General features: G+C 58.9%; 8 protein-coding genes and 1 pseudogene. 6 read left to right on the forward strand and 3 right to left on the reverse strand.

The features are described 5' to 3' along the window. Nucleotides 1–283 precede the first annotated feature (283 nt). The 4 genes and pseudogenes from L858_RS0118595 to tnpC all read left to right on the forward strand — a co-directional run bounded on the left by L858_RS0118595 (nucleotide 284) and on the right by tnpC (nucleotide 4145). A complete protein-coding gene (locus L858_RS0118595) occupies nucleotides 284–1480 on the forward strand; it encodes an ATP-binding protein (protein ID WP_022684576.1) in 1197 nt (398 codons plus the stop codon). Between the two features lie 286 nt (nucleotides 1481–1766). Continuing rightward, nucleotides 1767–2150, forward strand: a complete 384-nt coding sequence (locus tag L858_RS20710) for a transposase (protein WP_238565002.1) — start codon at nucleotides 1767–1769, stop codon at nucleotides 2148–2150. Nucleotides 2151–2244: 94 nt separating this feature from the next. Then, the gene (tnpB, locus tag L858_RS20715) at nucleotides 2245–2571 is read left to right on the forward strand and encodes an IS66 family insertion sequence element accessory protein TnpB (RefSeq protein ID WP_037504984.1); all 327 of its coding nucleotides are present in this window, start codon (nucleotides 2245–2247) and stop codon (nucleotides 2569–2571) included. Nucleotides 2572–2622: 51 nt separating this feature from the next. After that, nucleotides 2623–4145: pseudogene (gene tnpC, locus L858_RS20720) on the forward strand (IS66 family transposase). A 510-nt stretch (nucleotides 4146–4655) separates the two neighbouring features. Here tnpC and L858_RS0118630 read toward each other — a convergent pair. The 3 genes from L858_RS0118630 to L858_RS0118640 all read right to left on the reverse strand — a co-directional run bounded on the left by L858_RS0118630 (nucleotide 4656) and on the right by L858_RS0118640 (nucleotide 9453). Continuing rightward, the gene (locus tag L858_RS0118630; RefSeq protein ID WP_022684580.1) at nucleotides 4656–5744 is read right to left on the reverse strand and encodes a tyrosine-protein phosphatase; all 1089 of its coding nucleotides are present in this window, start codon (nucleotides 5742–5744) and stop codon (nucleotides 4656–4658) included. 128 nt (nucleotides 5745–5872) lie between these two features. Next, complete coding sequence (gene surE, locus L858_RS0118635; RefSeq protein ID WP_238565003.1) at nucleotides 5873–6772, reverse strand: 5'/3'-nucleotidase SurE; 900 nt, start codon at nucleotides 6770–6772, stop codon at nucleotides 5873–5875. 125 nt (nucleotides 6773–6897) lie between these two features. Beyond that, nucleotides 6898–9453: a TonB-dependent receptor gene (locus L858_RS0118640; RefSeq protein ID WP_081643406.1), complete on the reverse strand. Its 2556-nt coding sequence runs from the start codon at nucleotides 9451–9453 to the stop codon at nucleotides 6898–6900. Nucleotides 9454–9745: 292 nt separating this feature from the next. Between L858_RS0118640 and L858_RS0118645 the strand changes: the two genes are divergently transcribed. After that, nucleotides 9746–10303, forward strand: a complete 558-nt coding sequence (locus L858_RS0118645; RefSeq protein ID WP_022684583.1) for an RNA polymerase sigma factor — start codon at nucleotides 9746–9748, stop codon at nucleotides 10301–10303. Further along, nucleotides 10293–11357: a FecR family protein gene (locus L858_RS21095; RefSeq protein WP_022684584.1), complete on the forward strand. Its 1065-nt coding sequence runs from the start codon at nucleotides 10293–10295 to the stop codon at nucleotides 11355–11357. The genes L858_RS0118645 and L858_RS21095 overlap by 11 nt, the downstream gene beginning before the upstream one ends. Nucleotides 11358–11541 lie beyond the last annotated feature (184 nt).

Raw genomic sequence — 11541 nt, forward strand, 5'->3', positions numbered from 1 at the left:
TCAGCGTCACTGACGGCTGGTATAAAACCGCAATCTCGCCGCAGAACAGGGAGCGGCGGGGCGGCTCATGGCCAAAATCGGTTAGATATTGCCCGCGCTATTGGTGATCGTCTGCGCCACGCAAAGGGGTTTGCCGATCATAAAGCCGCGTTTTGGTGACAACAACGGGCTGAAGCGGGGAGTGCCCCTCGATCGCTCGCCTTGACAGCAAGCCGCCCGCTTGAGCTATAGCGAAATTATATAGTTCTACCCGAATCAACTAGAACCGGCTAAATCGCTTAGAATGGATCCCCGCCGCAATCCCTTTGCCCCCGGGGCGGGCAGCAGTCCGCCCGAGCTCGCCGGGCGCGAAGATGTGCTTGAAACCGTCGCTATCGCGCTCGACCGCATCCGCAATGGACGGCATGCGCAAAGCATGATCCTGCTCGGCCTGCGCGGCGTGGGCAAGACCGTGCTCCTCAACACCATGCGCCGCGCGGCAGAAGGCGAGAGCATCTTGTGCGTGCCGATCGAGGCGCCCGAGGGGCAGTCGCTGCCGGCGATGCTGGTTCCGGCCCTGCGGACCGCCCTTCTGAAACTCGACCGCGGGCAGGCGGCAATGACGGCAGCAAAGCGCGGGTTGGGCGCCCTTGCCCGGTTCGTCAAGGCGTTCAAGCTCAGCTATGGCGAGCTGGAATCGTCCTTGGACCTGGGGGAAATTGGCGTAGCGGATAATGGCGATCTTGACTCCGATCTCATCGATCTGATTGATATTGCCGGCGTTGCAGCCGCGGAGCGGAAAACAGCGCTCGTGCTGTTCATCGACGAATTGCAATATGTCCCCGAACGCGAACTGGCGGCGCTGATCACCGCGCTGCACCGCGCGCGCCAGAATGACAGGCCAATCACGCTGGTGGCCGCCGGCCTGCCGCAGCTCGCCGGCCAAATGGGCAAGGCCAAATCCTATGCCGAACGGCTATTCCTCTTCACCAGTATCGGCCCGCTCGGAAACGATGCGGCGACCGCTGCGCTCGTCCATCCGATTGAGGCGGAGGACTGCACGATCGAGCCCGATGCCGTTGCCCAGATCATCACAGTCACCCGAGGCTATCCCTATTTCCTGCAGGAATGGGGCAAACAATGCTGGGATGCGGCTGCCGCTTGCCCGATTACCGTAGCCGACGTCGATCTCGCTCACTCCACCGCGATTGCCGCGCTCGATGACAGTTTTTTTCGCGTTCGCTTTGATCGGCTCACCCCGTCGGAAAAGCGATATCTGCGCGCCATGGCGGATCTGGGGGAGGGGCCCTTCGCCTCGGCCGCCATCGCGGACCATATGGGTCGCAAGCCTTCCAGCTTGGGACCCATCCGGGCATCGTTGATCGCCAAGGGCATGATCTACACCCCGGGCTATGGTGAGACGGCCTTTACCGTGCCGATGTTCGGCGCGTTCATGCGCAGAGCGATGCCGGGTGGCGCGATAGCCGGGCAGGGGAACTGAGGCGCTTGGTCGATATCAATTCCGTGGTGCGTTATCTGTAAGCGCGGATCATTCTTGACCGCAAACACGCGCCACTGTTCGTCGTTCGAGTGCAAATTCCGCGCGCTTAAACGCGGAACGTGCCATTTGGCGTCTGACTGGCCTTGGGACTTTCGCGAATGTCGGCTTCAGGATCAGGAATCGAGGTAAGCCGACGTTCAGTAAGCGTGGCCGCGGCCCCACCTTGCGGACGTAAAGTGTAGCCGTGAGTCTGCGCCTCCTGATCAGGATGGAGGACGCTGGTGATATGACGATGCCATGTGACGATGCTGGCACCAGCAAGGTTCAGCGGTTCGAGGTTTTCACCGGTGCAGGCCAGCGGCGGGATTGGCCGCCTGAAGTTAAGGCCGCGATCATCGCGGAGAGCTATTCCAAGCAGGAGACGGTCTGCGCCGTTGCCCGTCGGCACGGCCTGAGCCCATCGCAGCTGTTCACCTGGCGGCGGCAGCTGCGCAAGCAGATGGAGGCCCGCGGCGTTGCGCTGCCAGTCGCCCGCACGATGGCGCCCGCATTTGTCCCGGCGATTATCGAGGAGCCGCTGTCGATCGAACCTGCTCCAGCGAAGCGCCCGCGGAAGCAGGCGCGGCAAAGGGCAGCGCGGTCGAGCTGGGGATCGACGGAGTGGCAGTGAAGATAGGCCGCGGCGCCGATGCCAGCATCATCGCGGCGGTAATCGATGCGCTCAGGGCGACACGATGATTGGACCAGGAGTTGGTGCCCGCGTGATGGTAGCGACCCGCCCTGTGGATTTTCGCAAAGGGCCGGACGCCTTGGCCGCATTGGTGAGCGCGCAATATGGCGGTGATGCATTTTCCGGCGTGATCTACGTCTTACGGGCCAAGCGTGCTGACCGGATCAAGTTGATCTGGTGGGACGGGACCGCCCTGTGCCTGATGGCGAAGCGTCTGGAGCAAGGCGGCTTCAAGTGGCCCGGCATCCAGGATGGCGTGATGCGCCTTTCCGCCGCCCAACTTGGTGCGCTTCTGGAGGCATTGGACTGGCGCCGAGTCCATGGCGGCCGTCGACCACAGGCACCGCAGATTGCCGGTTGACTGGGCTTTTCGCTCCTGATTAGCTGCGCTGAACTTCGTTTCACTGTCGTCATGCTCACGCAAGCGGACCTGCCCGACGACATCGACGCGCTCCGCGCGCTCGTCCTGGAGCAGTCCCGGATTTTGGCGGAAGAGCGCGCCGCAGCTGAGGTCAGGCTGGCGGACCTGAACGTTGCCAAGGGCGAGGCGGACGCCGAGATCGAGCGTCTTCAGTCGATTATCGACGCCTTCATACGGCACCGTTTTGGCCGCCGGTCCGAACAGCTCGATGCCGATCAGCTCCAGCTGGGGCTGGAAGATGTCGAGATCGCCCTTGGGCACGCCCGTGCCGCCAGAGAGGCTGTTGCGCCGCGATCCCGCGGCGATCAGCCCCGCAAGACCAACCGTGGCTCATTGCCTGCGCACCTCGAGCGGATCGAACAGATTGTCGATCTCGACGACAAGGCCTGCCCTTGCTGCAAGGGGCCCTCCATCAGATCGGCGAAGATGTTGCCGAGCGCCTGGACGTCGTGCCCACCACCTTCCGCGTGCTGGTGACACGCCGCCCGCGTTATGGCTGTCGCTCGTGCGAAGACGCGATCGTCCAGGCGCCTGCTCCAGCGCGCATAGTCGAAGGCGGGATCCCGACCGAAGCGCTGATCGCCCAAGTGCTGGTGTCGAAGTATGCCGATCATGTTCCGTTATACCGGCAGGCTCAGATCTATGCCCGACAGGATATCAGGCTCGATCGCTCCACCCTGGCGGACTGGGTGGGCCGGGCAGCATGGTATCTGCGGCCGCTGCGCGACCGGAGCGCCGGTGCTCGATACCGGGCGCGGCAGAACGAAGACTGGTCAGCTATGGGCCTATGCCCGCGATGATCGACCATGGGGTGGCGCAGGTCCGCCGATGGTAGCCTATGTCTATGCGGCAGACCGCAAGGCCGAGCGGCCCGACATCCACCTTGGAGACTTTGCAGGCATCCTGCAGGTCGATGGCTATGGCGGCTATACAGCTCTCGCCAAACGGCGCGGTCAGCAGCTCAGCCTTGCCTTCTGCTGGTCCCATGTCCGCCGCAATTCTATGATCTAGCCGCCAATTCGCCGGTCGCGACCGAGATCCTGCGCGGGATCGCCATGCTCTATGCCATTGAAGACGAGGTGCGCGGCTCGGCCGCTGAACAGCGCCGCCTTCAGCGCGCCGAACGCAGCCGCATCATTGCCGAGGATCTCAAGCTCTATCTTGATGGCCGACTCCGCCAGATCAGCGCCAAGAGCAAGTTGGCTGAAGCCATTCGCTATGCAACAAGCCGCTGGGACGGCCTCGTCCGCTTCATCGACGACGGACGCATCGAACTCGACACCAACACCGTCGAGCGATCAATCCGCCCCTTGGCTTTGAACCGAAAGAACGCACTTTTCGCTGGCTCCGACGAAGGCGGCGACAACTGGGCGGTGATCGCCACCCTCATCGAAAACTGCAAGCTGGGCGGGATCAACCCCAACGACTGGCTGACCCAGACCCTCAATGCACTCGCCAACGGCCATCCCGCTAATCGCGTTCATAAACTCATGCCTTGGATCAACGTGGGCTGAGAACACCGCTTACTGAGTGATGCCAGCTCCATCCACTATATAGACGACGGCTGGGATCTGGTGAGGCTTGGCTGCGCCTCCTGGCTGAAACCCAACGTTGGTTTCACCGCCCTGCGGGTCGCTGGGGTGACGAGCAGGGTAACGGCAGAAATTCACCCCATCTGCGCCTTCAGCTGATAATTGACCCCGGCGACACCTTTCACAAGGCCTGTGCCATCCTCCGTCATGACACGCGCGATAACGGTGTTTGGCGTGGGCCGATCGAGAGATATTGGCACATAGGCGACGGTCGCGCCTGACCGATAGGTTGCTGGTCCGACAGAGGCAGTGGCCAGTTCCGGGTAGCGGGTGCCGTTCGCGAAATCGAAGTCGGTGAAATCGTTCGGGGTCGATGATGTTCAGATTATCGAGGCCGATGCGGTCGTGCCCACGCTGGCAAGTTTCTGCGTGGGCGCACTTTCGATTGCGGGGACGCAGGAAAAGATCATCGCATGTTACTAAGGCGATCGCCTATTCCAAATATAGATCGCGAAGCCGAACGATATCGACTTTAGATATACCGACTTGATGTGCCAAATAAGCATCTGGGGAGCCCCACTTCTGGTCAATCTCGTCTAAAGCGAATTTCAAAAATGGCGTGCCATCCGGTGTCACCAGCGGATTTGCTTTTTGATATTCAGGCATTTTCTGAATTGAAGCCAGTAGGGCCGCCGCAGGGCTGGTTTGCGCCATTGTCTCGCTGATCGGCGGTAACTCCCATTGCACCCGGCGGGAAGGTGTTGAGAGCAGATAGTCCTGATAGATAGTCTCGCGAGAAACGCCGAGCGCGCCCAGAATAATCGCCGTGACAAATCCGGTTCGATCCTGCCCTGCCGAACAATTATATATTATCGGTCCTTTATTCAGCACAAGATCTGAAAAGATCATTTTCAAATGGGGGGTAAGCTGGATAGGCAGACCCCGATAGCTACTCGCATAACGGTCAAGTCCCGTAAGGGGATCATCCCCCTTTGCCTTGTCCCTCGATTCAAACATCACGCCCATGCTGTAACCGACCGCGTGATAAGGCACCCCATCCAGTCGCGTGGGAGCAAGAACTCGCTCCTCGTCAGAACGCAGATCGACCAGACTAGCGATGCCCAGGGCGCGGATGTATTGCTTGTCCCTATTGGTCAATGTCGCTTGGCCGCCAGAGCGATAAATTCTGCCCCACCGTACGCGCTTTCCGTTTGCTCCGGCATATCCGCCTAAATCGCGGAAATTTGAACTATGTTCGTATTGAAGGACACGCTCGGCTAGCCGGATGGTTTGTCCGCTCCGGCTATCCCGCAGAAGGAAATACGGCCTTGCGTTGGAGGCCAGCGTTACCACATGCTTGCCGTCGCCATCCATCGACGACAGCAACCTCGCGTCCCCCAGTCCCTCATCATGCGATGCAATCTGGAAAACATCTACCGGATCCGTGGCCTCCCACTTCAGGACGACTTCATTCGCCACATCCCGTTCCACCGTGGCCTCGACGATATTACCCGCCAACGCGCTGCCATAGGGGACTGCCATCATCAGCGCCGACGCGAAATAGATTTCTAAACGCTTCATGTCCGCGTGTTCCTCCTGATAAGCATGATGTGCCGCGGGCCATTGCACGTCATCAAGAGAACTAACGCATCATAACCGTGTAAACGTGGACGGTTTGCTACGCTCATTTACAGCGCTCCATCATGACATCAATGGCCAAAGCCGCTTTTCATTCCATTCAAACTGGCTTGCAGCCAACTGCGCGCTTCCTTCCCGGAATCATATCCTGCCTGCATCGGAGACACTGATATATTCTTGCGGAAAACGACCGACTCGTCCTGCTGCTGATCGGTTCGGGCAGGATTGTGATTGATGGCAACGGTGACGCCGGGACATGCGCAACCGCCCGATTCCAGGCCGCGCGCAACCCGTTCGGCGCTCATATCCTCCACGAACCTCATGTCATATTGCTGATAGCTGCCAATGCGCGACACTACCCAGGTAGCTCCCTCCAGTCTGTCGGGAAAATTGACGTTCAGCGCCATGCCCTCGGGCATCAATCTTCCGTTCTTCGCAGTCCTGCTCAGCTGATCAACCAGATCGACAACCAGTCGCGCGATCTTGGGCGAATCAGGATTGGCGAGCCCCGCATCGGCGGTCTTCTCGCCCGCGCTGATGGCGATCGCGGGGATGCCTCGGATGGCGGCGAATTGCGCATTGCTCACCGTGCCCGAACCGATGATTGCCATGCCGACATTTTGCCCTTCATTGGGTCCTGACAGCACCAGGTCGGGCGCCTTCCCCCATCTTTTTCGGGCGAGGACGTCAATGCCGTACATGGTTGCCATCACCGGCGTTCCCTTGACGTAATGATAGTCGGGCGACAGCCCCCTCCTGGTCATGGGACCGGCGGTGGGGTCGCCCACCTTGGCGGCGTCATTCAGACAGGCTTCCGCAAGCGTGGGCGATGGGGCGGAAAAGGCAATTGCCGCGCCCATCCCACTCTGATTGACGCAGGGGACAGACAGGATGACGTCATGTCGGTCCTTCTTCAGCGCTTCGTACAGCGCCTTCACATTGCTGGTGAGCCCATCGTCGTTGCTGAGCACGATGTTCAAAGCAAGCGCCGGCGTGGCGAACCCTGATATCATCAAGGCAAGGAATTTTAGGAAACTCATACGATATGCCCTCGACCGTGAGTGAAGCATGAGTGAAAATCTTGAAGACTGACGGGTCAAAACTTGATTTTGGCTTCCAGGCCGTAGGTACGCGGCTCGTTATACACTCTCAGAATTCCGCCAACGAGACCCGGCCCCGCGAGAGGATAATCGTAAAGGTCATATTGCCGGTTGAAAAGGTTCTTGCTCCAAAGGGACAGCGACAAGGAACCGCCACTCACATTGGCAATATCATTGAGACTGAGCCGCGCATTGACCAATATATGCTCATTGTCAGCTGTAGGGTCGAGAACATTGCTATAGGATCCGCTGGCATAATTGGCATCCAGATGAGCCACCATGCGGCCATCGAACGCCCCGAATTCATAATCCATGGCACCTGACGCAGCATGTTCAGGAGCTTGTATCGATTGCTGCGTTACTCTCGCCCCGCCGAAAGGATTGGTGAGATTGAGCGGCGCGGTGTCGAGATAGGCGTAGCTGGCCGTCAGGGTCAGACCCCGAGCCACTGCCAGCGTAAGATCGACCTCGGCTCCGCGGATCTTGACGGTGTCAAGCGCGTTGACAATCTCTGTCGCTGCAGGAGTGACCGTTAAATCCGAAAACGCGAATTGCAGGTCTTTGTAACTCATGTCGAACAATGCGATATTCAAGCGTACACGTCTGTCCCAGAGTTCGGACTTAAGGCCTATTTCCAAATTTTGCATGTTTTCCGGCCCGAACGTCCCGAACGTACGCGAGCGGGAATTCGCGCCCCCAGCGCGATAGCCGGTGCTCCACCGGATATAGCTGTTCAAATTGTCCGTCCAGTCGAAGGCGACGGCCGCGAGATAATTCCAAGTGCCTGACTTGAATGTGTAACCAAGATTCGCGGGCTGATTGTTGACAAAGGTCAACTGACCGCTTTTCTTATCTTTGGTGTATCGCAAGCCCGCAGTAATGTGGAGCCGTTCTTCCAACAGGGGTGGCGTGTAGGTTGCCTGCCCAAAGAACGCCAGGGACTCGGCTCTATTCTTGCTGGCCCGGACTCTAAGCGGGAGGATCGCAGGCTCAGGCAGAACCGTATAGCCTGTGCCGTTTGCATTGAATTGCAGCGACGATAACGCACCAGCCCCCTCGGTCGCATTCTCTTCGAAATAGAAAGCCCCCAACGCATATTTCAAGCCAGCAACGTCTCCGACGAGTTGCAATTCCTCGCTGAATTGGTCCTGTTCAACCTTGGCGAAACTGCGGCGACCGAAAGTCCCGTTGGGACGAAAGGCGAAATATGACCCCGCGAAATTGTCGTCCTGCGTTTGCGTCATTTCCCGATATCCGGTGATCGATCGCAACAGCACTGCATCGGAGATCTGCCATTCCACGTTCAGGCTATGCCCCTTGATCTTAGCGACGCTGGGGGCAAGCGGAACGCCCACCCGGGAGGTGGCAACCCGCTTAGGCTCCAGTTCGAACATCGAAGCCAAAGGGGGAGCGCCGGGAGTCAAGCCCCCGAGATGGACATAAAAGGGCGTCGATTCATCGCGGGAGTTTTCATAACTGTATAGCGCCGACAGCCTGTCCGTCGGTTCCCAAAGAGCCGCAGCCCGAACGCCCCATCGCTTGTACTCGCTCCAGTCCCATTCGCCTGGCAGGGGATTGTCCACCCAGCCGCCGCGCTTCTTGTAAAGTCCATCAATCTTGACGCTCACATTGCCGATGCTCGGCAGATTCAGGCGGGTGACGATATCAGTCCCCCCGAAATTGCGAACGCCCAATATTTGTTCCAGACTGAATTCGCCAGTAGGTCGTTTGGATATCATGTTGATCGCGCCGGCCAGCGCGTTTCGACCGAACAGGGTTCCCTGCGGACCACGCAGAACCTCGATGCGTTCCAGGTCCAGCAGTTCAGCGCCAAGCCCGTGCGCACGGCCCAGATAGATGCCATCGATATAGATGCCGACGCTGCCGTCTTGGGTAATATTGGAGGCTGTGCCGGGATTTACGCCACGCATGGTGATGGACAATGCCGATGTTCTACCGGAAGATGGGGTCATCTGAATCGAAGGAATGGCACCGGAAAACAGGTCCGTCATGCCGGTTAGGCCTCGCGCTTCCAGAGTCGCGCTGTCTAAGGCATTGATTGACAGGGGGACATCCTGCAGGGACTCAGCTCGTTTCTGCGCCGTCACCACGATATCCGCCAGAGCAGGCGAATCATCACTCGCAGGCGATGACGAAGCGGCAGCGGCCTGAGGCCTTACATCGGACTGCACCGCATCGTTCACCGCCAGGGCAGCAGATGCGATGCGCGTCATTTGCATGCTGCGTCCTATCAGGAACACGCCCGATGGCGTCCTGTCGATCTTGAATGCGGCATCCCGGCCAACCAGCAGGCGAACCGCTTGTTCGGGGCGATAGGATCCGATCACCGGATGGCTGCTCCTATCGCGCACGTCCTCGGGACGGAAGGATGTCTGCTGCCCCGCCTGAAGTGCGAAGGACCGTAGCGCGGCGTCGAGCCGTTGCCTGGGAATATTGAACGTGCGCTCCTGGGAAAATGCCTGTGCCGGTGTCACTAATGCACTCGCGGCCAGAGCAGCTATGGACGCCTTGCTAGACCAACTATGTCGCATTTATCCCCTCCCATTGTGATAGGCCGTTTCGACGGCTCGAAGGAGCAAGACGCAGCTCAGCGGAATTCCTCATCCCGGTACGAAAAATTATTTCAGTCGCCGCTGTGGGCAGCCGTCACCTGTTTGTCGAGTGGCACAGGCAACGCTTGTGTCGCGCAGTCGAACGAGGATAAGGATGGAAAAAAGCTTCGGCTATCGATGGGGAGGAGAATGCAGCCATGGCAAATATCATCACCGCCAATGGGTCGGCTGCCGTGTCCATTTCGGTCTGACATAAGAGCATAGGCCCACGATGGCCATTAAGCCAGGATATGGCGGCAGCTTCGATGCCGGAGACGTAACTGCTATAGCACAGCGTTTTCGCTCGCCGCTTCTGGCTTATTTCAAACGTCGAATAAGACGGTCCTACGAGGCAGAAGACCTAGTTCAGGAGGTGTTCGCAAGCCTTGGAAGAAAGTCGGCCTCCGACAAGGTTGAGAACGTGGAGGCATATGTTTTCACGGCAGCGGCGAACCAGTTGCGAGATCATATTCGGCGCGAGCAAAGCCGCAGGAGCAGCGCACATTCTTCGGTTGCAGACATTGTGAATGAAGCGCGCATGGAACATCAACTCGTTGAACAGATCGAGCCTGAGCGGATCTTGGCCGGGAAGCAGGAATTGCAGGTCATCCGGACGGCTATCGCTGGCTTGAATGAGCGGACGCGACAGATTTTTATACTCTGCCGGCTCGAAGGCATGAAACACAAGGACGTCGCGAGGCGATACCTCATATCAACAAGCGCAGTTGAAAAGCATCTGGCCAAGGCCGTGAGCCATATTGCTGCCCGGTTGGGATTCGATGATGAATAACGTCGGAGGCGGTTCGAGGCCGACCCAGGCCGAATTGGAAGCTGCGGCGAGGTGGCACATCCGTCTGTCGCGGGTGGGATCCGACGGCGTCGTCAAAGAGCGATTTCGCGACTGGATTCTTGCGTCTCCTGCCAATTTGCGCGCTTTCGAACAGGTCGACCGCACCACACACGTGCTCGATACGGAGGCCGCCCGTTCGGTAATGGCGCACTTCGCTGACCATGGATGCGATGCACCTCCCCACCCGGCGAGCCGCGACCGGTGGCTCAGCAATATCCACCGGATGGCCGCCTCTTTTGCATTGCTCCTGTTCTCCATTCTGACGGTGACCCTGCTGCGGCAACCGGAATCGACAACAAGCGACGTCGTCAACACACCAACCGGGATTCGCAAGAATATCACGCTCGCGGACGGCAGCATCATCGCACTCGATCAGAGCAGCGAACTAGAAATTGCCTATTCCCAGCATCAAAGAACCATCCGGCTGGTCGAGGGGCAAGCCCGTTTCACGGTCGCGCATGATGCGCGGCGACCCTTTGTGGTCATGGCGAACAACCAATCGGTCGTCGCGCTCGGCACCATATTCAATGTCGAGCGCCTTGACGGCGCAACGCGAGTTTTTCTGAAGTCCGGCCGCGTGGCGGTCTCGACTAGACCGAAAAACGACACCGGACCGGCTGCGGATGCGCTACCGGGCGCGATCACTCTCCTGCCGGGCAACCAAGTCGAGGTGCAGACCGGGGGCAAGGTGAACTTACGACGGCACGTCGACGAACAGGAAGTATTCGCTTGGGAGGAGGGCTATATTCTGTTGAACGACGTACCGCTCGAAGATGCGGTCAGGCGGCTTAATCGCTATAAGTTCGCGCCCATCGTGATCGACGACGCCTCCGCACGCGATTTGCACCTCAGCGGCATGTTCCGGACAAACGGAGTAACCGGCTTCACCGAGGCGATTGCGCGCCTCCTTCCGGTACATGTTGAGGAAATTGATGGTCGTCACATCATTTCATGCAGGAACAGGTGTCGGCGGGCTCCCGGCGCGATACGTTGACCTCCTGTCTCCCGAGTACCGTAGTTTCATTTCTCTCGCCTTGGTTATCCTTGCCTGCACATGGCGACTTTGTCTCCGTTCCGGTTGTTTATGCGGACTGGTGAAGCCTCCGCAAGGTGCGGTTCTGGGGGCGATGATGGGAACATTATGCGTCCAATCTTATACCAACATGCATTGATCACGA

This window comes from Sphingobium bisphenolivorans (assembly GCF_000412635.1).
In the GTDB taxonomy this organism is placed as follows: domain Bacteria; phylum Pseudomonadota; class Alphaproteobacteria; order Sphingomonadales; family Sphingomonadaceae; genus Sphingobium; species Sphingobium bisphenolivorans.

Bases quoted from the DNA above. Each gene is read 5' to 3' on its own strand.
- L858_RS0118640 (WP_081643406.1), bottom strand. From the start codon at position 9,453: ATGCGACATAGTTGGTCTAGCAAGGCGTCCATAGCTGCTCTGGCCGCG.
- L858_RS21095 (WP_022684584.1), top strand. From the start codon at position 10,293: ATGATGAATAACGTCGGAGGCGGTTCGAGGCCGACCCAGGCCGAATTG.
- L858_RS20710 (WP_238565002.1), top strand. From the start codon at position 1,767: ATGACGATGCCATGTGACGATGCTGGCACCAGCAAGGTTCAGCGGTTC.
- tnpB (WP_037504984.1), top strand. From the start codon at position 2,245: ATGGTAGCGACCCGCCCTGTGGATTTTCGCAAAGGGCCGGACGCCTTG.
- L858_RS0118645 (WP_022684583.1), top strand. From the start codon at position 9,746: ATGGCCATTAAGCCAGGATATGGCGGCAGCTTCGATGCCGGAGACGTA.
- L858_RS0118630 (WP_022684580.1), bottom strand. From the start codon at position 5,744: ATGAAGCGTTTAGAAATCTATTTCGCGTCGGCGCTGATGATGGCAGTC.
- L858_RS0118595 (WP_022684576.1), top strand. From the start codon at position 284: ATGGATCCCCGCCGCAATCCCTTTGCCCCCGGGGCGGGCAGCAGTCCG.